The sequence below is a fragment of the Streptomyces sp. NPDC048825 genome (assembly GCF_043198355.1).
GTDB lineage: Bacteria > Actinomycetota > Actinomycetes > Streptomycetales > Streptomycetaceae > Streptomyces > Streptomyces xiangluensis.
The window spans coordinates 178703-203713 of the sequence record NZ_JBICUR010000019.1 but is presented as its reverse complement, the minus strand read 5'-3'; the positions used below and the strand labels follow the sequence as shown (position 1 = coordinate 203713).

The following is a 25011-nucleotide window of genomic DNA, read 5'->3' as shown; positions in this document are numbered from 1 at the left end:
TCCGCGTCTTCCCGCTCAGCAACTGGACCGAGCTGGACGTCTGGCAGTACATCGCCCGAGAGAAGATCGAACTCCCGCAGATCTACTTCGCGCACGAGCGTGAGGTGTTCCAGCGCAGCGGCATGTGGCTGACCGCCGGTGACTGGGGCGGCCCGAAGGACGGCGAGACCGTCGAGAAGCGCCTCGTCCGCTACCGCACCGTCGGCGACATGTCCTGCACCGGCGCCGTCGACTCCGACGCCACCACGCTGGACGCGGTGATCACCGAGATCGCCGCCTCCCGGCTCACCGAGCGGGGCGCGACCCGCGCGGACGACAAGCTGTCCGAGGCCGCGATGGAAGACCGCAAGCGCGAGGGGTACTTCTAACCATGACCAGCACCACCGAACCCACCGAGCCGCTGTCGGTCGAGCAGTTGTCGGGGACGACCCTGCTGCGGTTCGCGACCGCGGGGTCCGTCGACGACGGCAAGTCCACGCTCGTCGGACGGCTGCTGCACGACTCCAAGTCGGTCCTCACCGACCAGCTGGAGGCCGTCGCGCACGCCTCGCGCAGCCGCGGTCAGGACGCACCCGACCTCGCGCTGCTCACCGACGGTCTGCGGGCCGAGCGCGAGCAGGGCATCACCATCGACGTGGCGTACCGCTACTTCGCCACCGCCCGGCGCCGGTTCATCCTCGCCGACACCCCAGGCCATGTGCAGTACACCCGCAACATGGTGACGGGTGCCTCCACGGCCGAGCTGACGGTGATCCTGGTCGACGCCCGCAACGGCGTCGTCGAGCAGACCCGCCGGCACGCAGCGATCGCCGCTCTGCTGCGCGTTCCGCACGTGGTGCTGGCCGTCAACAAGATGGACCTCGTCGACTACCAGGAGACCGTGTTCGCCGCGATCGCCGAGGAGTTCACGGCGTACGCCTCCGAACTGGGCGTCCCCGAGATCACCGCGATCCCGATCTCGGCGCTCGCCGGGGACAACGTGGTGGACCCGTCCGCGAACATGGACTGGTACGGCGGCCCGACCTTCCTGGAGCACCTGGAGACGGTCCCGGTCACCCACGACCTGGCCACCTGCCACGCGCGTCTGCCCGTGCAGTACGTGATCCGCCCGCAGACCGCCGAGCACCCCGACTACCGCGGCTACGCGGGCCAGATCGCGGCCGGTGCGTTCCGCGTCGGCGAGGAGATCACCGTGCTGCCCTCGGGCCGTACGTCGAAGATCTCCGGGATCGATCTGCTGGGCCAGCCGGTGGACGTGGCCTGGACGACGCAGTCGGTGACCGTCCTGCTGGAGGACGACATCGACATCTCGCGCGGCGACTTGATCGTGCCCAGCAAGGACGCGCCCGCGACCACGCAGGACATCGAGGCGACCGTGTGCCACGTCGCGGACGCGGCGCTGACGATCGGCCACCGTGTGCTGCTCAAGCACGGCACTCGCACGGTCAAGGCGATCGTCAAGGACATCCCGTCCCGGCTGACCCTCGACGACCTGTCCCTGCACCCGCACCCGGGGCACCTGGTCGCCAACGACATCGGCCGTGTGAAGATCCGTACCGCCGAGCCGCTGCCGGTCGACGCGTACGCCGACTCCCGGCGCACCGGCTCGTTCATCCTGATCGACCCGGCGGACGGCACCACGCTGACCGCGGGCATGGTCGGCGAGTCCTTCGCCTCGCCGGAACCGGTGAAGACCGAGGCCGACGACGACGGCTGGGACTTCTGACATGACCACCGATGACTTCTTCTCGACGTTCGCGAAGGAGGGCGGCCGCGTAGGAAGCGGCGCTCTCGGCTGGGGGTGCCCCCGAACGGAGTTTGGGGGAGGGCAGGGCGGGGTGGCCCGATGTGTGGTGTGACGCCCTCAGCGGGGAAGGTGCACGCGCATTGCCGGCGCGCCCCGTATCGACGAAAACCCCCTGCCGATCCCCCGGCCACGACCTGAGAGCGTGACCGCCGGGCCGACGAGAGGAACCCCTCCCGTGCCTGCCACCCACTCCGCCCTCCGCCGCGGCCTCGCCGTGGTGGTGGCCGTGCCCCTGCTGGCGCTCGCCGCGTCGGCCTGCGGGTACGGCTCCCAGGCCAAGGACAACGGCACGGCGAACGTCGCCGCCCGGGGCAAGAAGCTCTCCGCCGACACCGTCAGGATCGGCTACTTCCCGAACCTGACCCACGCCACGGCGCTCGTCGGTGACGAGAAGGGGCTGCTCCAGAAGGAGCTCGGGGGCACACAGGCCACGTACTCGCAGTTCAACGCGGGTCCTGCCGAGATCGAGGCGCTCAACTCGAAGTCCATCGACATCGGCTGGATCGGCCCGTCGCCCGCGATCAACGGCTACTCGACGACCGAGGGCAAGGGACTGCGCATCATCGGCGGTTCGGCGTCGGGCGGTGTGAAGCTCGTGGTGAACCCGGAGAAGATCAAGTCCCTGAAGGACGTCAAGGGCAAGAAGATCGCGACTCCGCAGCTCGGCAACACGCAGGACGTGGCGTTCCTCAACTGGGTCGCGGAGCAGGGCTGGAAAGTCGACGCGGAGAGCGGCAAGGGCGATGTGTCCGTGGTCCGTACGGACAACAAGATCACCCCCGATGCCTACAAGTCCGGCTCCGTGGACGGTGCGTGGGTGCCGGAGCCGACCGCGTCCAAGCTGGTCGCGGAGGGTGGCAAGGTGCTTCTCGACGAGGCCGATCTGTGGCCGGACAAGAAGTTCGTGATCACGAACATCATCGTGTCGCAGACGTTCCTCAAGGAGCACCCGGACGTCGTCGAGGCCGTACTGCGCGGCTCGGTGAAGACCAACGCGTGGATCAACGCCCACCCGGACGAGGCGAAGGCCGCCGCCAACTCCAAGCTCGAGGAACTGACCGCCAAGCCGCTGCCGGCCGAGGTGCTCGATCCGGCCTGGAAGTCGATCCGGTTCACCGACGATCCGCTGGCCGCCACCCTCGGCGCCGAGGCGCGGCACGCGGTCGACGCGGGTCTGCTCGAGAAGCCCGACCTCAAGGGCATCTACGACCTCGCACCACTGAACAAGGTCCTCAAGGCCGAGGGCAAGCCCGAAGTCGACGACGCCGGTCTCGGCGTCAAGTAAGTCCCGAAGCCCACACGTTGAGTTCACAGGAGGTGACGACCATGGCAACCGCCCTCGCCAAGGCCGCCGACGCCGGTACGTCGGTGGCGCACGCCGCGCGCATCGAGCATGTCTCGAAGTCCTTCGCCGGCCCGGCCGGACAGCAGCTGGTCCTCGACGACATCACGCTCGATGTCGCGCCCGGCGAGTTCGTCACCCTCCTGGGGGCCTCCGGGTGCGGCAAGTCGACGCTGCTGAACCTGGTGGCGGGCCTGGACCGGCCGACCGCCGGCGGCATCACCACGGACGGCCGCCCGGCGCTGATGTTCCAGGAACACGCCCTCTTCCCGTGGCTGACCGCGGGCAAGAACATCGAACTCGCCCTGAAACTGAGGGGCATCGCGAAGTCCGAGCGGCGCGACAAGGCCGAGGAACTGCTGGAGCTCGTCCGGCTGAAGGGCGCGTACGGCAAGCGCGTGCACGAGCTGTCGGGCGGTATGCGGCAGCGCGTCGCGCTGGCCCGCGCGCTCGCGCAGGACAGCAAACTCCTGCTGATGGACGAGCCGTTCGCGGCACTCGACGCGATCACGCGGGACGTGCTGCACGACGAGCTGACCCGCATCTGGCGCGAGACGAATCTGTCGGTGCTGTTCGTGACGCACAACGTGCGCGAGGCGGTGCGGCTTGCCGAGCGCGTGGTGCTGCTGTCCTCGCGCCCCGGCCGTATCGCCCGGGAGTGGACGGTCGGCATTCCGCAGCCGCGCCGCATCGAGGACGCCGCCGTGGCGGAGCTGTCCGTAGAGATCACCGAACAACTGCGTGGGGAGATCCGCCGTCATGGCCAGCACTGAGGCGACGGACACCAAAGCCACCGGGGGCAAGGCCACCGGGAACGGCAACGATCTCGCCGGACTCGAAGCGGGCCTGGACGCCCTGGAAACGGTGCAGACGGGACGTACGCCATTCCGGAAGACCCTCGTCGACAAGATCCTGCCGCCGGTCGTCGCCGTACTCCTGGTCCTGGTGGTCTGGCAGATCCTGGTGTGGGCGAAGGTCGTCGACAGCTACAAGCTGCCCGCGCCGTCCGAGGTCTGGAGCGAGGTCCGGGACGCCTGGCTGCAGGGCACGCTCCACGAGTACATCTGGACGAGCGTCTCGCGCGGGCTGCTGGGCTTCCTGATGGCGCTGGCGATCGGTACGCCGCTGGGTCTGCTGGTGGCGCGCGTGAAATTCGTCCGGGCGGCGATCGGCCCGATCCTGTCCGGCCTTCAGTCACTGCCGTCGGTGGCCTGGGTGCCGCCGGCCGTGCTGTGGCTGGGCCTGAACGACCGGATGATGTACGCGGTGATCCTGCTGGGCGCGGTGCCCTCCATCGCCAACGGTCTGGTGTCGGGCGTCGACCAGGTGCCGCCGCTGTTCCTGCGGGCGGGCCGTACGCTCGGGGCGACGGGCCTGCGCGGCACCTGGCACATCGTGATGCCCGCCGCGCTGCCCGGCTATCTGGCCGGTCTGAAGCAGGGCTGGGCGTTCTCGTGGCGCTCGCTGATGGCCGCGGAGATCATCGCGTCCTCGCCGGAACTGGGCATCGGTCTCGGCCAGTTGCTGGAGAACGGCCGTACGGCGAACAGCATGTCCATGGTCTTCTTCGCCATCCTTCTGATCCTGATCGTCGGTATCGCCATCGACCTGCTGATCTTCAGTCCGCTGGAGCGGCGGGTGCTGCGCAGCCGCGGTCTCCTCGTGAACCCCTGACCCGAGGAGTGTCACGTCCCATGCGCCGACCGGTCCTTCTCGTCATCGCCCACGGCAGCCGCGACCCGCGCCATGCCGCGACGGTGCACGCCCTGGTGCGCCGAGTACGCGCCATGCGTCCGGGCCTGCGCGTGGAGACCGGCTTCCTGGACTTCAACATCCCGTCCGTCCCCGCGGTGCTGGAGTCACTGGCGGCAGAGGGAGTACGGGACGTAGTGGCACTCCCCCTCCTCCTCTCCCGCGCCTTCCACGCGAAGGCCGACATCCCGGCGGTGCTGCGGGAGGCACCGTCGCGGCTGCGGATCCGGCAGGCCGAGGTGCTCGGCCCGTCGCCGCTGCTGACCGCCGCACTCGAGCGGCGGCTGTACGAGGCCGGGTTGAGCCCGGCCACTGCATTGTCCCGGGGGACAACCCCCGGACCTCCGGCCGAAAACCCCGCGTGGCGGAGCCAAGTCGGCCGGATGAAGTCCTCGACCGGGGTCGTGCTGGCCTCGGCGGGGTCCACCGACCCGGAGGCGATCGCAGTGATCGCAGAAATCGCGCGGGAGTGGCGGCACACCGGTTGGTGCGCCGTGCGACCTGCGTTCGCCTCCGCATCCCTCCCCCGCACGGAGGACGCGGTACGCGAGCTGCGGGCGCTGGGCTGCGCCCGCGTGGCCGTGGCACCGTACGTCCTCGCCCCCGGCTTCCTGCCGGACCGGATCGCGCGGGGCGCGGCCGAGGCGGACGTACTGGCGGATGTGCTGGGGCCGTCGCCGGAGGTGGCGCGCGTACTGCTGGAGCGATACGACGAGGCGCGGGTGCCGGTGCTGGCGGCGCTGGGCGCTTGAGCAGCCGCAGACGCCCGCCGCTTCTTCCCTGAACGACCCGCGGCTGCTTCCCCTCCCGAGCAGAAGCGGCGCTCAGTCCTCTTGAACAGACGCGACCGCCTCGCCTGCCAGCCGTGTCAGCTCGGACACCGGCATCGACCCCGCCTCCCTGCGCTCGCGCGCGAAGTCGTTCGCGAGCCGTTGCAGCAGTTCGTTGAGCGGGGTCGGCACGCCGTGCAGGCGGCCCAGGAGGGCGATCTCGCCGTTGAGGTAGTCGGCCTCGATCGTGCCGGTGCCGCGGTGAAGCGACTGCCAGGAGGAGCCGGCACCACGCTCGGAGCCGTCGAAGGGCTCGAACCGCATCTTGTCCGCGCGGGCCTGCTTCTGCTCCTCGTCACCGGCGTACGCCATGCCCGCCGCGGCGAGCACGGCCTCGCCCTCCGCGCGGACGCGGTCGTAGAGCGCGATGCCCTCCTCGCTGGTGAGCACGCCGCTGACCGCCTCGATCGCGTTCGCGAGGTTGCCGAGGAGCTTGGCGTACTGCCAGCGCGTCACATCGGGCACGACCGGCGCCTCGAACCGGGACTTCTCCAGGTCGGCGGCGATACGGCGGGCCGTCTCGTCCGTGCCGGACGGGTAGCGGCCGAGGTGCAGAATGCCGGTCAGCGGCGTGCCGGCGGCGGACACGACGCCCGGCTCGACAAAGGCCGCGGGCAGCCAGACGCACATGCCGTACACGCGCCGGAAGCGCCGCAGCGCGAGCCGCTGGCTCTCCACCCCGTTCTGCGCGCAGACCAGCGGCAATCGCTCACCCGCCGTCCCTCCGCCCGCCACCGTGACGGGAGCCCAACTCTCCAGGGCTGCCGCACTGTCCTGCGTCTTGACGGCGAGCACGAGCACGTCGTCCGCCCGCAACTCCCCGAGGGCGTGCGGCCCGTCGACCGTGGTCAACCGATGGACGTGCGGCCCGTCGGGCACCACCAGCCGCAACCCACGCTCGCGCAGCGCCTCGTACTGTGCGCCCCGCGCGACCAACACGACCTCGCACCCGGCCCCGGCCCCGGCCCCGGCCCCGGCGAGGCGACCACCGATCGCCCCGCCCACCGCCCCCGCTCCGATGATGATGTATCGCATAGCTCAGAGCCTGCCACAGTCGCGTGTACCCGCCATCAAGATTCCGCACACAGCAACGTGGCCGGGATGCGCACCCCCCGGCCACGTACCGAACTACCGCGAGAAGATCAAACTCCCACCTTCTCCCCCTCCACCGCCGGCGGCGGAGGCGACGAGGGCACCGGGCCCTGCGGGGACTCGTCGTGGGTGAGGTCCGGGAGGCGGTTGAGCCACTTCGGGAAGTACCAGTTGCGTTCGCCGAGGAGGGCCATCGCCGCGGGGAGCAGGACGCCGCGGATGATCGTCGCGTCGATGAGGACCGCCGCCGCGAGGCCCACGCCCATCTGCTTCATGGACTGCATGGACAGGGTGCCGAAGATCGCGAAGACGGCGACCATGATGACGGCGGCGCTGGTGACGACACCGGCCGTGGTGACGACACCGTGCTGGATGGCGTCCTTTGTCGTGCGGCCCCGCATCCGCGCCTCACGGATCCGGGAGACCACGAACACGTGGTAGTCCATGGACAGGCCGAAGAGGATCACGAAGAGGAACAGCGGCAGCCAGGTGATGATGGCGCCCACGCCCTCCGCGCCCACCAGCGAGGCACCCCAGCCGTGCTGGAAGACGCCGACGAGGATGCCGTAAGCCGCCCCCACCGAAAGGAGGTTGAGGACGATCGAGGTGATCGCGATCGTCAGCGAGCGGAACGACAGCAGCATCAGCAGGAAGGCGAAGACCACGACGAAGGCGAAGACCGGGGCCACCGCGCCGGCGAGCTGGTCGTTGAAGTCCTTCGAACCCGCGACCTGACCGGTGACCGGCGCCTCGAGGCCGTCGACCTTGCCGAGCGTCGCCGGGCGCACCTCGTCGCGGATGGTCTCAAGGCTCTTCTCCGCCTTGTCCAGGTCCGAGCCGCCCACCAGCGGTACGTACACGAAGGCGATGTTCTGCGCGTCGTGCACCTTGACGTCGACCGGGCCGCGTGAGGCACCCGATTCCACCGCCTGGGCACGGAAGTCGGCGATCGCGGACTTCACCTCCGGCGAGTTGATGTCGTCGGCCTTGACGACCACCTCGGCCGGATCGGAACCGCCCGGGAAGGCCTCGTTGACCCGGTCGTACGTCGCCACGATGGGCAGCGAGTCGCCGAACTCCTGGTCGAGGGTGAGGTTCTGGGTCTTCATGCCGAGCGCGGGAGCCGCGATGGCCAGCAGTGCGCCGGCCGCCACGACCAGCGAGATCGCGGGCTTCGCCAGCACCACCCGCAGCACGCTCTTCCAGAACCGGCTCTCGCCGCCGGCCGAACCGTCCTTGCGCTTACGCCGCTTGTCCGGGTGCAGGAACGGGATCCGCCCCTTCTCCACCCGCTCGCCGAGCAGCGAGAGCAGAGCGGGCAGCACCGTCACCGAACCGACCATGGCGACCGCCACGACCATCAGCGAGGCCAGGCCCATCCCCTCGAACTCGGCGATGCCGGTGAACAGCATGCCCGCCATCGCCACGCACACCGTGACACCGGAGACGACGATGGCGCGGCCACTGGTCGCCGCCGCGATCTGGAGCGCGGTCTGCGGGTCGTGTCCGGCCGCACGCTCCTCGCGCTCGCGCCGAAGGTAGAACAGGCAGTAGTCGACGCCGACCGCGAGGCCCACCAGCAGCATCACGGAGCTGGCGGTGTCGCTCATGGGCATCACATGGCTGACGATGCCCATCAGACCCATCGTCGCGATGATCGCGGTGATCGCAAGGGCCACCGGCACCAGCGCCGCCACCACCGCACCGAACGCGACCAGCAGGATGCCGAGCGCCACGGGCACGGCGGAGTACTCCGCCTGCTGGAAGTCCTCACCGAACGCGTCGTCGAACGTCTTCATCATGCTGGCGCTGCCGATCTGCTCGATCGTCAGCGACTCATGGTCCTTCTGCACCTCTTCGACGGCGTTGAGTACGGGCTCCACACGCTCGCCCGCGGTGTCCGCCTCGCCGCGCATGTCGAACTGCACGAGCACGCTGCGGCCGTCCTTGGAGATGGTGTCCGTCTCGTAGGGCGAGGTCACGGCCGTCACCTCGCCGGTCTTCTCGACCGCCTGCATCACGGCCGTGACGGCGGCGCGGAAGTCCGCGTCCGTCGCCTTCATGCCGGAGTCCTTGGCCTGGACGAGCACGGTCTCCCCGGCCGGCTCGTCGATGCCCGCCTCTTCGGCGATGACCGCTGCCTGGCTGGTCTCGCCGCTGATCTGATCGCTGTCCTTGACCTCGACCGTGCCCGCCGCGGAGCCGAGCCCCATCGTCAGGACGACGAACAGCATCCAGATCCCGACGGCCGCCCAGCGGTGCCGGGCACTCCAGCCGCCGGCCCGGGCGGCTATGCCCCGCACCCGTGTGTCTCCGTTCCCCATGACGGGCTTGCCCCCTTGTCTCGGGTTGACGGCCCCCTGCCGCCTCCCTCGCTTTGAAGGTAGGGGCCGGATAAGGGCATCTCGTCGTGCTGCCCGGTGAAGTGACGGAGGCCCGAGTCCTCCCCTTGGCCCCCGTGACCTCCGCACTGGGGAGGAGGTGGCCCCTACACGTAAAGGGGGTGTCCGAGGGTCGCAGTCATGATGTCCGGCCCGTCGGACGCCCCGTCCGATCTGTCGCCCCTCAACCGCTTTGTTATTGCGAACACTTGTTGAATGTGTCACAGGTGTATGTAGGTGTTGATCTGCGCGCGTCGATCAGTCAGGGTTTCGTGCCAACCGCCGGGTAACTTTCGGTGCCCGGCGGCGAGTTACCCCCCACGAATCCCCCCACAGAAACCACGAGGAGACCCCTCTTCATGGCAAAAAACCAGCGTGCCCGCAGAATCAAGCTGACCGCGGCCATAGCCGCCACCGCCACCGCGGTGGGCGTGACCGTCTTCGCCGGGACCACCGCCGGCGCCGCAACTCCGGCCGAGGGCAAGGTCTACGGCCTCGACGCCAAGGGCGCCGTTTCCGGCAGCTACATAGTGCTGCTCGACGAGAAGGCCACCAAGGGCGCCAAGAAGGACCTCGCCCAGGAGTACGGCGGCTCCCTGAAGCGCACGTACGCCTCGGCCGTCAACGGCTTCTCCGCGTCCGGCCTTTCGCAGACCGAGGCCAAGCGGCTGGCCGCCGATCCGTCGGTCGCCAAGGTGGTCCAGAACAAGAAGTTCCACATCGACGCCACCCAGGCCAACCCGCCCTCCTGGGGCCTGGACCGCATCGACCAGACCGCGACCGCGGGCGACGGCGCGTACAACTACCCCGACAGCGCGGGTGAGGGCGTCACCGCGTACGTCATCGACACCGGTGTCCGCGTCAGCCACAGCGACTTCGGCGGCCGTGCCTCTGACGGCTTCGACGCGGTCGACAACGACAACACCGCGCAGGACGGCAACGGCCACGGCACGCATGTCGCGGGCACCATCGCGGGCGAGGCGCACGGCGTGGCGAAGAAGGCGAAGATCGTCGGCGTCCGGGTCCTCGACGACCAGGGCTCCGGCACCACCGAGCAGGTCGTCGCGGGCATCGACTGGGTCACCGCCAATCACGAGGGTCCGTCCGTCGCCAACATGAGCCTCGGCGGCGGGGTCGACGAAGCCCTCGACGCGGCCGTACAGAAGGCCATCGCGTCCGGCGTCACCTTCGCAGTCGCGGCGGGCAACGAGTCGGCCGACGCGAGCCAGGGCTCACCGGCCCGCGTCCCCGAGGCCATCACGGTCGCCTCCTCCACCGAGGACGACCAGCAGTCGGACTTCTCCAACTTCGGTTCCTCCGTGGACCTTTACGCCCCCGGCTCGGAGATCACCTCCGCCTGGAACACCGGCGACGACGCCACCAACACCATCTCCGGTACGTCCATGGCGACTCCGCACGTAGCGGGCGCCGCCGCCGTCTATCTGGCCGGCCACCCCGACGCCGACCCGGCGGCGGTCACCCAGGCGCTCACCGACGGCGCGACCGCGGACACGATCTCCAACGCGTCCCCGGGCACGCCGAACAAGCTCCTGAAGCTCGTTGAATAACGCGTAAGTGCCGTAACGTCTCCGACCGCGGCCGTCGTGCCCGCCCCCACGGGGCACGGCGGCCGCTTTATCGTGTGCCGATGACGACGTATGCGGCGCTGTTGCGCGGGATCAACGTGGGCGGCAGCAAGAAGGTGCCGATGGCCGAACTGCGCACGCTGCTCGAGGGACTCGGTCTCGGCGGGGTGAGCACCTACCTCCAGAGCGGCAACGCGGTCTTCACCGCGGACAGTGGCGACGAGGACTCCCTGGCCGCGGACATCACCGCGGCCATCGAGAAGCGCTTCGGCTTCACCGTCGACGTCCTGGTCCGCGACCACACCTACCTCCAGGCGGTGCTGGAGGCCTGCCCGTTCCCGGCCGCCGAACTCCAGCCGAAACAGCTGCACATCACGTATTTCTCCGCGCAGGTCGCCCCCGAACGGTTCGCGTCGATCGACCAACAAGCCTTCCTCCCCGAGGAGTTCCGCCTCGGGGACCGCTGCCTCTACCTGTACGCTCCCGATGGCCTCGGCCGCTCCAAGCTGGCGGAGGCCCTGTCGAAGCCCCGGCTGGTGAAGGGCCTGATCGCCACCACCCGCAACTGGAACACCGTGGTCAAGCTCGCGGAGCTGACCCGGAGCTGACCCGGAGTTGACCGCCGCGAGCTCCGCCTCGATCAGGTCCGCCGCCCGCTGCGTGCCGCCCTCGGCCGCCATCTGCCCCTGGATCTCCTTGAGCCGCCCGGCCACCTCCGGGTCACCGGCCAGCGCGAGTACGGCCTCGCGCAGGGTCTTCGCGGTCGCCTCCTCCATCGGTACGTGGCGGGCGACGCCGAGCGCCTGGAGCATGTCGGCGTTCCCGAACTGGTCGACGGCCTGGGGTACGCACACCATCGGCGTAGCCGTCGCCAGACCCTCCTGGCTGCCGCCCGCTCCCGCGTGGGTGATGAAGGCGTCGGCCCGCTTGAGGATCGCCAACTGCGGGACCCAGTCCCGTACTTCCACGTTGGCGGGGATCGTGCCGAGCTCGGCCGGGTCGACGTGCTTGCCGATCTGGAGCACCATGTGCCAGCCCGGCAGGTCCCCGAAGGCCTCGACGCACTCGCGGTAGAAGGCGGGCTGCTTGGTGAAAGTCGATCCCAGGGATACGAGCAGTACGCGCTCGGCGTCGGCCGGCCGTTGCCAGTCGCCCTGCGCCGAGCGGTCGCCCTGGCAGGCGCCGACGAAGGTGTAGCGACTCCGGTCGACCCGGTCGGCGTTGGGCTGGAGTGCCTCGGGGATGAGGACGAGGCAGCGGTCGGGGCGACCCATGAAGTCCTCGACGCTGAGCTCCATGCCACTGTCGGCGATCCAGCGCGCGAAGGTCTCGTAGAAGGCCTTGCCGCGCGGTGTCTGCTTGAGCGGCTCGAACATCGGCTTGCCGACCTCCTCTTCGTACCCCTCCCAGGCCACGAGGTTCGGCGAGAACTGCACGATCGGTACGCCCCAGCGGTGGGCCAGGGTCCGGGCCGGGTAGGCCGTGATGTCGTACAGCACCAGGTCCGGCTCGTCACCCTCGTACGCGGCTGCGAGCTGCGGCTCCGCCTGGAGGGCGTCGCTGAGGAACGGCTCGACGTGGTCGATCAGCTCGGTCCCCCACGCGTCCGGGTCGTCATCGGTGGGCAGCGTGGAATTCCACAGCTTGGGCTCGGCGCCGGTCTCGGCGACCTTCTCGGCGAAGGCGGGCGGGATCGCGTACGTCACTCGGTGCCCGCGGGCCACGAACTCCCGGATGACCTCGAGGCTCGGGTTCACGTGCCCGTGGGCGGCGATGGAGAACATGGCGATGTGTGCGGGGCGTGGAGTGGTCATGTCGGCGACCATACGCAAGACGATACGTCTCGTGGAATCTATTTTCGGACGTCCCGTTTCCGCGGTGGCGGGGGCCTGTCGAGGGCTCCCACCTGGGCGAATGCGACACTGAGCGGTGTATGGCGCGATCTCGACGTCATACGCCGGCACGCGGCGCGTACGTGTCTGATGCCGGACCAGGCGGACTTGCCGAAGTCCGGTGCGGTTCCGCACCCCCGAGGAGGCCGCAGGCCTCTCAGGGGCGCGGGGCTGTATCAGACTGCGGGTCACGGGAGGCGAGCGATGGACGAGGCACGGGCGCGGGACGTGCTCACCGCAGCGGGGTTCGGGCAGGCCGGGGCGGAGCTGCTCGCGCTGGGCGAGAACGCCGTGTTCGCCGCCGGTGACCTGGTCGTCAAGGTGGGGCGCGATGCCGAACTCCTCGACCGGGCGCGGCGGGAGCTGGCCGTCGCGCTCTGGCTCGCGTCGGCGGGCGTTCCCGCGGTGCGGGCCGCCGAGCCCGAGGCGCGGCTCGTGGCCGGTCACCCGGTGACGGTGTGGAACCGGCTGCCCGATCCCGTACGCCCCGCCGAGCCCCGCGATCTGGCCGAGCTGCTGCGGAGGGTGCACGCCCTGCCCGCCCCCGCCTTCGACCTGCCGCGCCGCGAGCTGCTGGGCGGGGTCGAGCGCTGGCTGCGGCTCGCGGTCGACGCGATCGACCCGGCGGACGCCGCGTATCTGCGCGATCGCCGCGACGGCTTCACGACGGCCGCCGCCCAGCTCACCCCGCAGCTGCCGCCGGGCCCGATCCACGGCGACGCGCTCCCGCGCAACGTCCACGTCGGCCCGGACGGTCCCGTCCTGGTCGACCTGGAGACCTTCTCCGCCGACCTGCGCGAGCACGACCTGGTGGTCATGGCCCTGTCCCGCGACCGCTACGGGCTCCCCGCCGAGGCGTACGACTCCTTCACGCACGCGTACGGCTGGGACGTGCGCGAGTGGGACGGCTGCGGCGTGCTGCGCGGGGCGCGCGAGACGGCAAGCTGCGCCTGGGTGGCCCAGCACGCGCCGAGCAACCCGAAGGCGCTGGAGGAGTTCGAGCGGCGGGTGGCTTCGCTGCGGGAGGGGGACGCGACCGTGCGGTGGTACTCGTTCTGAGGCCCGGCTGAGGTTCAGCGGTCCTGGCGTCGGATCGCGTCGGCTGCCCGGTGCAGCTCCGCCAGAACCGTGCGGACGGCTTTCCGTGCCGTGCGCTCGGGGCGGTAGAGGGTGTCGATGTGGCGCCGGGCCCGTACGCCGGTGAGTGGCTTGAGGACCAGTGCGGGGTGCGGGCGTGTGGTCCAGCGGGGCATCAGGGCGAGACCTCCGCCTGCGGCGACTGCCTCGGCGACGACGGCGAACTCGTTGATGCGGTGGGCGAGATGGAGCCTTCGGCCCGCGGCGGTGGCGATGGCTTCGATGGTGGCCATGAGCGGGAAGCCGTCGTGCACGGTGATCCACGGCTGGTCGGCCACGTCGCGTGGAACGAGCCGCCGCTTCACGGCCAGCGGGTGATCGGCGGGCATGGCCACGTCGAGCGGCTCGCGCAGCAGCGTGGTCGCGGTCACGGTACGCGGCCACGGGGGCGCGTGCTCGAGACGGTGGGCGAGTACGAGGTCGTACTGCCTGGTCAGCGGCGGGAAGTCGGCCTGCGGGACGTCCTCGTCGGCGAAGGCCGGCCGTGGCCCGCCGGATGCGGCGAGGCCGCGCAGCAGCAGGGGGAAGAACGCCGAGCCCGCGCTGTGGAAGGCCGCCACCGACACCTCGCCGTCCGGCCGGTCGACGAACTCGGCGACGGTGTGCCGCGCCCGCGCCAGGGCCGTCTCCACCTCGATCGCCGCGTCGGCCAGTGCCTGCCCGGCGTCGGTGAGGACCAGTCTTCGCCCCTGGCGTTCGGTGAGCGGGACGGGCATCGCGCGTTGCAGCAGCCGCAGTTGCTGCGAGATCGCCGAGGGCGTCACCAGCAGCGCCTCGGCGACCGCAGTGACGCTGCCCAGTTCGCCCAGCTCACGCAGGATCCGCAGCTGCCGTTCGTCCATTGCCTCAGTGTAGGGAAGCTAAAGGGTCGCTTAAGAATGTGGGCCTGGGCTTCATGGACCGGGAAAGGCAAGGTGGGCGCGTGCCTGATGCCCGCCGTACCGATGCGGTACTTCTCCTTGTCGCGCTCGTCTGGGGCTCGAGCTATCTCTCCGCCCAGACAGCAGCCGCCGCGCTCCCGGTTCTGGTGGTGCTGTTCGCGCGGTATGCGCTGTCCGCGCTCGCCTGCCTCGGCCTCGTCGCCACCGCCCGTCGAGGGCCCCGTAGGTGGACCCGTGAAGAGATCCGGGCCGGTGTGCCACTGGGAGTCACACAGGCGGCCGTCCTGCTGATCGAGACATACGGCGTCGCCCACACGAGCGCCGCCAACGCGGGCTTGATCATCAGCCTGACCATTGTGCTCACCCCTCTCCTGGACCGCTCGGGTCACCGTGGCGGTCTGCCTCCGGTCTTCTTCGTCGCCGCCGGGGTGTGCGTGCTGGCCGTCGGGCTCCTCATGGCCGGCAATGGGTTCCACGCCCTGCGACTCGGTGACCTGCTGATGCTCGGCGCCGCGGTGGTGCGGGCGGCGCACGTGGTCCTCGTCGGACGGCTCACCGCGGGCCGGACGATACGTCCGCTGCAGCTGACGGCGGTTCAGACCCTGGTCGGCTCGGCCCTGTTCCTGGCACCCGCCGCCCGCGACCTTCCGGACCTGGCACACGTCGGCCTCGCGGCCTGGGCGCAGCTGCTCTATCTCGCCCTGTTCTGCAGCGTGTTCGCGTTCCTCGCACAGACCTGGGCCGTGCAGCGCACCTCGGCCAGCCGGGCCAGCCTCCTGCTCGGCACCGAACCGATCTGGGCCGCCGCGGTAGGCATCGGTCTCGCAGGCGAGCACTTCACCGTGCTCACCGCGCTTGGCGCGGCCCTGATGGTCACCGGCACGTACTGGGGGCAGGCCGTGGAGCGCGCCCATCGCGGCACCGCGCCACGCGCAGAAAACCCGAAGATCCCGCACCACACCGAAGAGGCCCCCGCATGCCCGACAGCCACACCACCACCCACACCCACGACACCTACCAGCGTCTGATCACCCTGCTCGACACCTCCTCCGTCGCATACGAACTCATCGACCACGAGCCCGAAGGCACCACCGAAGCCGTCAGCGCACTGCGCGGTCACCCCATGTCCGAGGCCGCGAAGTGCCTCGTCCTGAGAGTCAAGGTCGATCGGCGGACCACGCGCCACGTCCTCGCGGTCGTCCCCGGAGACCGCCGCGTGGACCTGGCCGCCGTCCGCGCGCTCTATGCCGCCCGCTACGCCGGCTTCAGCGACGCGGTCACCGCCGAGCGCCTGGCCCGTGCCGTACCCGGCACCGTCCTCCCCTTCAGCTTCGATCCCGACCTCGAACTCGTCGCGGACCCGGACGTCGTGGAGCAGCCGAGGCTCTATTTCAACGCGGCCCGCCTCGACCGCTCCCTGGTCATTTCCGGCGAGGACTACGCCCGTGTCGCCGAGCCACGGGTGGAACGGATCGCGAGTCCTGAAGGATCCGCGCTCCCGCCTGGCCCGGCACACTGAATCCGAGCATCAGATCAAGCCATCCCTGGTGGCCCGGGTGACAGAAGTGGTTGAAAGCCTGAACGCAGGCCCGTGCTGGGGTTAGCCTCGTTCTCCCATTGGGGGCGAACTGACGTACGCATGAAATCACTTCGGGGGGTACGTGTCACAACAGCGGCCGGCGCCACCGGACTCACCGACGAACGAGGCTGCCGCACTGCGGGAATCCGGTGCCACACCCCTGCGGCCCGGCGACCCGGGCCGTGTCGGCCCCTATGTGCCGCTGGGGACGCTCGGCAGCGGTGGCATGGGGCGGGTCTATCTGGCTCGTCCTGCGGACGACGGCCCCGGCCTGGTCGCGGTGAAGGTGATCAGGCCTGAGTACGCGGAGGACGCCCAGTTCCGCCGCCGGTTCAAGCATGAGGCGTCGGTGCACGCCCGGGTCCGTACGCCGCGCACGCCGCGATTATGCGGCACGGGCTTCCAGGACGAACTGCTGTGGATTGCCACCGAGTACGTCCCGGGACTCGATCTGGCCGATGCCATACGTGAGGACGGCGCCCTGGAGACGGCCACGGTCTGGCGTCTGGTGAAGGAACTGGGGCACGCGCTTGCCGACCTCGCCGCCGCGGGGATCGTGCACCGGGACCTGAAGCCGTCCAACGTTCTGCTGTCCGTGCGGGGCGCGCATGTGATCGACTTCGGCCTCTCGAAGGCCGCGGACGCGAGCGCGATCACCGGCACGGGCAACCGGGTGGGAACTCCGGCCTACATGTCGCCGGAGCATCTGCGGACGGGCCGGTGCGATACGGCGTCGGATGTCTTTTCGCTGGCCGGAACGCTGGTCTACGCGGCGACGGGGCGTGGTCCGTTCGGTGACGGCACGGGTGTGGATGTGATGCACCGGGTGGCGTTCGAGGAGCCGAATCCGGAGCTGATGGCCAAGGTCTCGGCGGCGGACGCGGCGCTCGGTTCGCTGCTGTCCATCTGCCTGGCGAAGGAACCCGAGAGGCGGCCCACGCCGCAGGACCTGATCGACGCGGCGGCCGGGGCGCTCTCCGGCACGTCCACCTGGCGCGAGCCACTGCTCGGCAAGGTGCTGGCCCGGCAGCGGGCGTACGAGGCGCTGCACCGCCTCCCCGTCGAACAGACGACTCGTCCGCGGTCCTCGGACGACCGGCCGGTGGTGGAGCCGCGGCCCCCTTCCGAGCCGGTGCCCCAGCCCACTCCGCCCGGTTCCGGACCACCGGTACAGGCGGCAGCTCCTTCCGACGTCACACCGCCGGGACAGTCACGCCCGGCGGGAGCCCGCCCTTGGGCACGGAGGAAGCCGGTGCTGGCCGGCGCCGCGGGCATCACCCTGTGCGCGGTGGCGGCGGGAGTCTTCATGCTCACCCGTCAGGACAGCGACCCAAACGCTTCGTCTCCGGGAGCCGGTGCGACGACCGCCGTCGGCACCGCACCCGGCGATACCGACGCCTCGCCGGCGCCGGGGCTCTCGGACGGGACGTCTGCCCCGGGTGTGCCCGGCAACGGTGCGTCCGGCAATGGGGCGTCGGGCAATGGCCTCGACGCCTCGCGTCCTGAGGTCTCCAGCACCGCCGACGACGGCCGGCGAAACGATCCTTCTGCTCCCGGCGCCGAGACCAGTGCCCCCACTGACACCACTCCGCCCCCGAGCAGCCCGTCTTCCGAGCCCGCAACCCCGCCTTGGATCTCCGACTGCACGCACTACTCCGGCAACGGACGCACACGCCAGGGGGACAGCGGCAAACGCGTGCAGCAGGTGCAGTGCATGCTGACGAAGCGCGGATACAGCGTGGGGAACACCGGCGTGGACGGCGACTTCGGCCCCGGCACGGAGTCCGCGGTGCGAAGTTTCCAAAGCGGTAAGGAACTGGCCGCCGACGGCGTCGTGGGCCGCGAGACCTGGGTCGCGCTGCGCAGCACGGAGTGACGTCCCCGACCCCGTGACCCGTCGCGCCGACGCCGGACATGACGGCCGCGCCGGGGCGGCGGTGTCACCGCGTCCCGTGCGTGGCCCTGCGGTCGGCGCGCCCTCAGACCCGTTCGTCCGCCAGGTCCCGCAGTGGCCACGTCCCGTCCACCACCGCGGTCGCGTCGCCCTTGCGGCGCAGGAAGGTCTGGAAGTCGGCCGCCCACTCGGCGTACCACTCGATCTGGCGGCGGTGCAGCTCCGCCGGGCCGAGGGCCGCGACCTTGGGGTGGCGGCCGGCTATGGCTCCGGCGAGGCGGGCCGCGGCCAGGGCGTCCGCCGAGGCGTCGTGGGCGGAGTCGAGTGCGACTCCGTACTCCGCGCAGACGGCTTCGAGGTTGCGTTTGCCTCGGCGGTAGCGGTCCACGGAGCGGTCGATGGTGTACGGGTCGATGACCGGTGCAGGGGCGAGGCCGTCGAGCCGCTCGCGCAGTGAGGGCAGGTCGTGGCGGCGCAGTTCGGCGGAGAGGAGGGTCAGGTCGAAGGCCGCGTTGTACGCCACGACCGGTACGCCCGTCTTCCAGTACGAGACGAGTACCGAGGCGATGGCATCGGCCACTTCGTCGGCCGGGCGGCCCTCCGCGGCTGCCCGTTCGTTGGTGATGCCGTGCACTGCCACCGCGTCCGCCGGAATCTCTACTCCCGGATCGGCCAGCCACTCGCGGTGCCCGATCGGCTCTCCGCCCCTGACCTCGATCACCGCTCCCGTGACGATGCGCGCCTCGCGCGGATCCGTCCCGGTCGTCTCCAGGTCGAAGCCGATCAGCAGCTCGCCGTGCCAGCCCATGCCGGGCCCCCTTCTTCGTGGTGCGTTCCCCCCAGTGACCTCCACGATCCCATGGGCCACTGACAATCAGAGGACCGCGTTCCGCTTACCGCCACCACTGCGCCTACCGGTCACGGGAGTTGTCAGGACACAGGCCGCGAATCCGCCCAGGCCACCTCGAACTCCTCGCGATACGTACCGAAAAGTCCCTCTTCGCCGGTGTCCTCCGCTTTGACCACGCGTCCGCCACCGCGCAGTACGAGCACCGGCGCCTCCATCCCCCGCGTCCGGCGCAGATACGACTGGACGACCGCTATGCCGTCCGAGCCGTCCCCGTCGACGAGGTACGCGGTGAAGCGGGGCGTCTCGTCGTAGACCTGGATCTGGAAGGCGCCGGGATCCCGCAGCCGGGACCTCACGCGCCGCATATGGAGGATGTTCATCTCGACGGAGCGGCTCAACTCGCCGCGCTTGATGCCGAGTTCGCGCTCCCGCCGCTTCACGGCGCTGGACGCGGGGTTCAGGAACAGCAGCCGCACCCGGCAGCCGGATTCGGCAAGGCGTACGAGCCGCCGTCCGGAGAAGTTCTGCACCAAGAGGTTCAGGCCGATGCCGATGGCGTCGAGGCGGCGGGCACTGCCGAAGATGTCCTCGGCGGGGAACTGCCGCATCAGCCGCACCCGGTCGGGGTGCACGGCCACCACGTCCGCGTAACGGTCACCGACGAGGTTCTCGACGGCGTCGACGGGCAGCCGCCGCGCGGACGGCACATCGCTGCCCGCCCCGAGTATCTCCAGGAGTCTCGCCGAGGCGCGCTCGGCCTGGGCCAGAACCGCCTCGGACAGGGCGCGGTTGCGGGATACGACGTTCCGGGTGACTTCCAGTTCGTCCAGGGCGAGTTCGACGTCCCGGCGCTCGTCGAAGTACGGCTCGAAGCACGGCCAGTGCTGCACCATCAGCTCGCGCAACTGCGGCAGTGTGAGGAAGCTGAGGACGTTGTCGTCGGCCGGGTCGAGCAAGTAGCCCTTGCGGCGGCTGACTTCGCGTACCGCGACCGCGCGCTGCACCCACTCCTGGCCGGCGGGTCCGGCGGCGGCGACCACCCAGTCGTCCTCGCCGTGCATGGGTTCGTAGATGGGGCGCAGAACAGCGGCCACGACCGCGCGCAGCCGCTGTTCGACCAGGTTCAGCCAGATGTAGGCGCGTCCGGCCCTCTGGGCGCGCGTACGCACCTCGCCCCAGGCGTCGGCGCCCCAGTCCAGCTCCGCACCGATTTCCATCGGCCGCGCCAGAGACACCGCCCCGGGCGGGGCATCCGTGGAGTTCCCCTCGTGACCTACGTCACCAGAAGGCAACTCCCGCCCTCCCGAGCCCACCCGCGCACCGCCTTCCGCTCCCCCGAGCACTCCCCCAGCCAACGATCAAGGAAGGGTACTCCGGGAGCGGTCGACGGTGCAGCCGGATGGACAGGTCGTTTCTCAACGACCGTTTTCCACATGCCCGTTCTGATCGGCGAGCGCGGGCGGAGTGAGCGGATTCATAGCCGTGACGTCGCGCGGGGCGATGGAGAAGCCCTGCCAGTGGACCGGCATGGGCTGCTGGTCCTCGTCCCGGGCGACGTGGTGGAAGCCGACGTTCATCCAGACGATCGGACGGGTCAGGGACTGTCCGTTGACCCACTTGTCGACGGACTTACCGCCTCCGGTACCGCAGTTGCGCGGGTTGTTGCTGGCGAACTGCTCGCACTTCTTGTAATCGGTGAAGTAGATGTCGTGCTTGGTGTAGCCGCGGCCGGGGTACTTGGAGGTCGCTCCCGGGACGATCTCGTACGAGCGTGCGTGGTTGTCCTTGTTCTTGCCGGTGTCGCTGACGACCCGCCACCAGCGCATGTTCTTGGCGTCACCGGCGAGTTCCTTGGTGACCTTGGTACGCGTCGTCTTGTTGCGCGGCGCCTCGCCGCCCTGGGCCGGCGGGCTGACCACCGAGTCGTACTGCTCGACCTTGTTCTTCGTGGAGCCGTCCAGGCCGAAGTTGAGCCGCCAGAAGACGTTGTGGCTGTGGCTGGTGGCGTAGTCGCTGGCGCCCTTGCCGATGGGCCAGCCGCGGCCGTCGCCCGCGTCGTAGTCCTCGGGCGCGAGGCTGCCGGTGGCACCGACGTTCATGTTGACGGTGCCGTCGTCCTGGAAGCGCCACTCGGTCATGTACTCGTACCAGCCGACCTGGTTGACGGTGTAGACGAGCAGGTCCTTGCCCTGGGCCTGGTAGACCCGGTTCCCCGTGTCGGCCTGCATGCGGTAGGCGTGGCCACGGGAACGGGTCGTGGTGCACAGGCCCTTCACGTTGGGGTTCGCCGGGTCCCCGTCCGGGACCTTCACGGTCTTGATGGTGCCGCCGGGACACTCGGCCGGCGCCAGGTTCATCAGGCCCTGGGCGAAACCGAAGCCCGTCAGGTCGTCGTACTCGACGGAGCCGTCGTCGTAGGGGACGTGGATCTGGGCGAGCTTGGCGCTGGTGAGGACCTTGATCGGCTGGGCCTCGCCCTTGGGCTGGTACGAGATCTTCTCCAGGACGAGCCCGGCGTTGGTGTCGTACCGCCAGCACATCCGCCATGTGGTGCCGGTGGAGAGCTTCTGCTCGATCCTGTACGCCGCGCTGCAGTCGGCGGCCGCCGCCGGGGCGGCCTTCTGCTGGGCGACGGCGGGTCCCGCGGCCGTCGTCACACCGACGGCGAGTGCGGCCACCGAGAGGCCCACCGCCGCCCGGTTGCGGGCACGGCTGATTCTGTTCACGCGCATGAAGAAATGACTCCTTGCGGAAGGCAGGTAAGTTCGGAAAGTGAACGGAGGGCGGCTCAGCCGAGCTTGCCGACCTTGCGGGTGCTCAGGTCGATCACCACGTCACGGGCGTCGATCCAGGGCCCGTTCTTGACCTTCGGGAACAGCCGTACGCAGCGTTCGTCCCCGCAGTCGGCGATCGCGGCGGGCTGGGCGCCCGAGGTCCCGCGGTAGACCATGCCGTTGAGCATCAGCTGGTCGGGCGAGGTGAGTTCCTTGCCGGTGGCGTCCTTGTAGTCGGCCTTCAGGCCGGAGCCGAGCGGGTCGGCGATCAGGAGCTCGGCGGCCTCGATCATCTCGGCGCGGCTGATGGACGGCTGGACGCCTCGCTGGGTGTCCGTACGCTCGACCTTCCCGGTGTCGAGGTTGACGGTCTTGGTGACGAGCGTGTCGTCCTCGTAGTCGTAGAACGTCACGTCGGCGCGGCGGGGCGCGTTCGCGTCGTCCAGCTCGTCCGCCTCGGGCTCGGCGAGGTCGACGCTGAGCCGCTGCGGGCCGCGCTTGCCCTCGACGTTCTCGCTGGAGCGCTGCAGCTGCCGGTCCAGGGCGAGCTGCTCGACCCGCTCGGTCTCGTCCTCGGTCAGCGGATCGCGCCCCTCACCGGTGTCACCCTCCGCCGCCGGGGCCTCCTCGACGACACCCGGCTGCACGGCGGCCTGACCCTGCTCCTGGCCCGCCTGCTGGCCCCCCTGACCCGCCTGCTGGCCGCTCTGGCCGGCGGCCCCCGCGCCGCTGCCGGAGTCGTCGGCCCCCGCCGAACCCGGCAGTGTGACGGCCACCATCACGGCGGTCGTGGCCACCGCGATACCCGCCCCCGCGACCACCTTGCCAAGATGGCGGTGCACTATCTTGCGCACATTTCCCCCTGCTCCCCTGTATCTCTAGGAATCCCTTGAGCCCCACTGGTCGGCATACGCACCACGTATGCACTGGTCAGTCAGTAAGAGGGACGTAAGTCATAGGTGGTTCCATCACTTTCGGGGAGACTCGGGCCGGAGTCGCCCCACGCGACGTCGCACAACTGGAAGAGTCGTATCCATGCAGGTCTGGCCTGGACAGGCGTACCCACTCGGTGCCACGTATGACGGCGCCGGTACCAATTTCGCGGTCTTCTCGGAGGCTGCCGACCGAATCGAGCTGTGTCTGCTCCATGACGACGGTTCGGAGACGGCGATAGAGCTGCGGGAGACCGACGCCTTCGTGCGGCACGCGTACCTGCCCGGCATCATGCCGGGGCAGCGCTACGGCTTTCGTGTGCACGGTCCGTACGCGCCCGAACGCGGACAGCGCTGCAATTCCGCAAAGCTGCTGCTCGATCCGTACGCACGTGCCATCAGCGGCAGCATCGACTGGGGCGAGGAGGTGTACGGCTATCACTTCGGGTCGCCGAACAAGCGCAATGATCTCGACTCGGCTCCCCACACGATGTCCTCGGTGGTGGTCAACCCGTACTTCGACTGGGGCGACGACCGGCTCCCGCGCACCGAGTACCACGAAACGGTGCTCTACGAGGCCCATGTGAAGGGCCTGACCATGCGCCATCCGGCGCTGCCGGACGAGCTGCGCGGCACGTACGCGGCGCTGGCGCATCCCGCGATCATCGAGCACCTCACGGAGCTGGGGGTCACGGCGCTGGAGCTGATGCCGGTCCACCAGTTCGTGAACGACCACCGTCTGGTCGACATGGGCCTGAACAATTACTGGGGCTACAACACGATCGGTTTCTTCGCCCCGCACAACGCGTACGCCTCCTGGGGCGACCGCGGACAGCAGGTCCTGGAGTTCAAGTCGGCTGTACGCGCGCTGCACGAAGCGGGTATAGAGGTCATTCTGGACGTCGTCTACAACCACACGGCGGAGGGCAACCACCTGGGTCCGACGTTGTCCTTCAGGGGCCTCGACAACGCCTCGTACTACCGGCTGACGGACGATCCCCGCTACTACATGGACACCACGGGCACGGGCAACTCCCTGCTGATGCGCTCCCCGCACGTGCTCCAGCTGATCATGGACTCACTGCGCTACTGGGTCACCGAGATGCACGTCGACGGCTTCCGCTTCGACCTCGCGGCGACGCTCGCCCGGCAGTTCCACGAGGTGGACCGGCTGTCGTCGTTCTTCGACCTGGTGCAGCAGGACCCGGTGGTCTCCCAGGTGAAGCTGATCGCCGAGCCGTGGGACGTCGGCGAGGGCGGCTACCAGGTGGGCAATTTCCCGCCACTGTGGACCGAGTGGAACGGCAAGTACCGCGACACCGTGCGGGACCTGTGGCGGGGCGAGCCGCGCACGCTCGCGGAGTTCGCGTCCCGGCTGACGGGGTCCTCGGATCTCTACCAGGACGACGGCCGGCGCCCGCTCGCCTCGATCAACTTCGTGACCTGCCACGACGGCTTCACGCTGCACGACATGGTGTCGTACAACGACAAGCACAACGCGGCGAACGGCGAGGACAACCGCGACGGCGAGAGCCACAACCGGTCCTGGAACTGCGGGGTCGAGGGCGAGAGTGACGACCCGGAGATCCTGGAGCTGCGGGCGCGGCAGATGCGGAACTTCATCGCGACGCTGATGCTCTCCCAGGGCGTGCCGATGCTCAGCCACGGCGACGAGTTCGCGCGTACGCAGGGCGGCAACAACAACGCGTACTGCCAGGACAACGAACTGGCCTGGGTGCCGTGGCCCGACAACCCTTCGGACGGCGGCGAGCTGCTCGCGTTCACCCGCGCGATGGTGTGGCTGCGTCGTGAGCACCCCGTCTTCCGGCGGCGCCGGTTCTTCCACGGCCGGCCCGTGCAGGGCACGCACGACGAGCTGTCCGACATCGCCTGGTTCACCCCGGCGGGCGAGGAGATGACCCAGCGCGACTGGAACTCCACACAGGCGCGCGCACTGTCCGTCTTCCTCAACGGCAACGCGATCTCCGAGCCGGGGCCGCGCGGGGAGCGGATCACCGACGACTCGTTCCTGCTGATGTTCAACGGCTCGCCGAAGACCACGGAGTTCGTGGTGCCGGTCGATCACGGTAAGCAGTGGCAGATCGTCGTCGACACGGCGCGGGCTGAAGCGGTGCCTCCGGGGACGGGGGCGAAGGTGCAGGCGGGGGATCGCCTGACGCTCGTCGACCGGAGCGTCATGGTGTTGCAGCGGCCCGCGTGAACGCTCCACTGGAATGCGGTGGGCAAGCTGCGGGCCGTGTGTGGCTGGCCGCTCCCCCACT

20 protein-coding genes and 1 pseudogene are annotated in these 25011 nt (G+C 69.9%); 13 read left to right on the top strand and 8 right to left on the bottom strand.

Annotated elements, in window-relative coordinates; genetic code table 11:
- From ACGFNK_RS36595 to ACGFNK_RS36570, 6 genes are all read left to right on the top strand, one after another.
- The coding region (locus ACGFNK_RS36595; protein WP_393422986.1) for a phosphoadenosine phosphosulfate reductase family protein at positions 1-368 on the top strand (368 nt) is incomplete at its 5' end.
- A gap of 2 nt (positions 369-370) precedes the next feature.
- Positions 371-1726 carry a sulfate adenylyltransferase subunit 1 gene (locus ACGFNK_RS36590; RefSeq protein ID WP_393422984.1) on the top strand — a complete coding sequence of 452 codons (1356 nt, stop codon included), beginning with the start codon at positions 371-373 and terminating at the stop codon, positions 1724-1726.
- Between the two features lie 256 nt (positions 1727-1982).
- Positions 1983-3092 carry an aliphatic sulfonate ABC transporter substrate-binding protein gene (locus ACGFNK_RS36585; RefSeq protein ID WP_393422982.1) on the top strand — a complete coding sequence of 370 codons (1110 nt, stop codon included), beginning with the start codon at positions 1983-1985 and terminating at the stop codon, positions 3090-3092.
- 41 nt (positions 3093-3133) lie between these two features.
- Entirely contained in the window at positions 3134-3922 is a 789-nt protein-coding gene (locus tag ACGFNK_RS36580; protein ID WP_393422980.1) for an ABC transporter ATP-binding protein, read from the top strand.
- Positions 3909-4823: an ABC transporter permease gene (locus ACGFNK_RS36575; RefSeq protein WP_393422978.1), complete on the top strand. Its 915-nt coding sequence runs from the start codon at positions 3909-3911 to the stop codon at positions 4821-4823. Before ACGFNK_RS36580 ends, ACGFNK_RS36575 begins: the two co-directional genes overlap by 14 nt.
- Before the next feature lie 20 nt (positions 4824-4843).
- Positions 4844-5653, top strand: coding sequence for a sirohydrochlorin chelatase (locus tag ACGFNK_RS36570; RefSeq protein ID WP_393422976.1), 810 nt, complete (start codon positions 4844-4846; stop codon positions 5651-5653).
- A gap of 72 nt (positions 5654-5725) precedes the next feature.
- On the opposite strand, the gene ACGFNK_RS36565 is transcribed toward ACGFNK_RS36570, so the two are convergent.
- Together ACGFNK_RS36565 and ACGFNK_RS36560 are read right to left on the bottom strand one after the other, a co-directional pair.
- Positions 5726-6766: a ketopantoate reductase family protein gene (locus tag ACGFNK_RS36565; RefSeq protein ID WP_393422974.1), complete on the bottom strand. Its 1041-nt coding sequence runs from the start codon at positions 6764-6766 to the stop codon at positions 5726-5728.
- 107 nt (positions 6767-6873) lie between these two features.
- Positions 6874-9147, bottom strand: coding sequence for an MMPL family transporter (locus tag ACGFNK_RS36560; RefSeq protein ID WP_393422972.1), 2274 nt, complete (start codon positions 9145-9147; stop codon positions 6874-6876).
- A gap of 416 nt (positions 9148-9563) precedes the next feature.
- Between ACGFNK_RS36560 and ACGFNK_RS36555 the strand changes: the two genes are divergently transcribed.
- Positions 9564-10772, top strand: a complete 1209-nt coding sequence (locus tag ACGFNK_RS36555) for a S8 family peptidase (protein ID WP_393422970.1) — start codon at positions 9564-9566, stop codon at positions 10770-10772.
- 80 nt (positions 10773-10852) lie between these two features.
- Positions 10853-11398: a DUF1697 domain-containing protein gene (locus ACGFNK_RS36550; RefSeq protein ID WP_393423010.1), complete on the top strand. Its 546-nt coding sequence runs from the start codon at positions 10853-10855 to the stop codon at positions 11396-11398.
- A gap of 12 nt (positions 11399-11410) precedes the next feature.
- Here ACGFNK_RS36550 and mgt read toward each other — a convergent pair.
- Positions 11411-12638 (bottom strand): annotated as a pseudogene (gene mgt, locus ACGFNK_RS36545) (macrolide-inactivating glycosyltransferase); the annotation flags it as partial.
- Positions 12639-12886: 248 nt separating this feature from the next.
- Between mgt and ACGFNK_RS36540 the strand changes: the two are divergent.
- Positions 12887-13741 (top strand): phosphotransferase enzyme family protein, encoded by an 855-nt coding sequence (locus ACGFNK_RS36540; protein ID WP_393422968.1) that lies wholly within the window; start codon positions 12887-12889, stop codon positions 13739-13741.
- 14 nt (positions 13742-13755) lie between these two features.
- Here ACGFNK_RS36540 and ACGFNK_RS36535 read toward each other — a convergent pair whose 3' ends face one another.
- On the bottom strand, positions 13756-14661 hold the full coding sequence (locus ACGFNK_RS36535) for a LysR family transcriptional regulator (RefSeq protein WP_393422966.1): 906 nt from the start codon (positions 14659-14661) through the stop codon (positions 13756-13758).
- Positions 14662-14741: 80 nt separating this feature from the next.
- Between ACGFNK_RS36535 and ACGFNK_RS36530 the strand changes: the two genes are divergently transcribed.
- The 3 genes from ACGFNK_RS36530 (at position 14742) to ACGFNK_RS36520 (ending at position 18155) form a co-directional block, all read left to right on the top strand.
- On the top strand, positions 14742-15728 hold the full coding sequence (locus tag ACGFNK_RS36530; RefSeq protein WP_393422964.1) for a DMT family transporter: 987 nt from the start codon (positions 14742-14744) through the stop codon (positions 15726-15728).
- Complete coding sequence (locus ACGFNK_RS36525) at positions 15677-16219, top strand: YbaK/EbsC family protein (RefSeq protein WP_393422962.1); 543 nt, start codon at positions 15677-15679, stop codon at positions 16217-16219. The genes ACGFNK_RS36530 and ACGFNK_RS36525 overlap by 52 nt, the downstream gene beginning before the upstream one ends.
- Positions 16220-16361: 142 nt before the next feature.
- Positions 16362-18155 (top strand): protein kinase, encoded by a 1794-nt coding sequence (locus ACGFNK_RS36520; RefSeq protein ID WP_393422960.1) that lies wholly within the window; start codon positions 16362-16364, stop codon positions 18153-18155.
- A gap of 103 nt (positions 18156-18258) precedes the next feature.
- Here the strand turns inward: ACGFNK_RS36520 and ACGFNK_RS36515 are convergent, their stop codons facing one another.
- The 4 genes from ACGFNK_RS36515 to ACGFNK_RS36500 all read right to left on the bottom strand — a co-directional run bounded on the left by ACGFNK_RS36515 (position 18259) and on the right by ACGFNK_RS36500 (position 22651).
- Positions 18259-18981, bottom strand: a complete 723-nt coding sequence (locus ACGFNK_RS36515; protein WP_393422958.1) for a 3'-5' exonuclease — start codon at positions 18979-18981, stop codon at positions 18259-18261.
- Between the two features lie 122 nt (positions 18982-19103).
- Complete coding sequence (locus ACGFNK_RS36510; protein ID WP_393423008.1) at positions 19104-20336, bottom strand: SAV2148 family HEPN domain-containing protein; 1233 nt, start codon at positions 20334-20336, stop codon at positions 19104-19106.
- A 102-nt stretch (positions 20337-20438) separates the two neighbouring features.
- On the bottom strand, positions 20439-21755 hold the full coding sequence (locus ACGFNK_RS36505; RefSeq protein WP_393422956.1) for a copper amine oxidase: 1317 nt from the start codon (positions 21753-21755) through the stop codon (positions 20439-20441).
- 56 nt (positions 21756-21811) lie between these two features.
- A complete protein-coding gene (locus ACGFNK_RS36500; protein WP_393422954.1) occupies positions 21812-22651 on the bottom strand; it encodes a Tat pathway signal sequence domain protein in 840 nt (279 codons plus the stop codon).
- A gap of 181 nt (positions 22652-22832) precedes the next feature.
- Between ACGFNK_RS36500 and glgX the strand changes: the two genes are divergently transcribed.
- Positions 22833-24950 (top strand): glycogen debranching protein GlgX, encoded by a 2118-nt coding sequence (gene glgX, locus ACGFNK_RS36495; protein ID WP_393422952.1) that lies wholly within the window; start codon positions 22833-22835, stop codon positions 24948-24950.
- Positions 24951-25011: the final 61 nt, after the last annotated feature.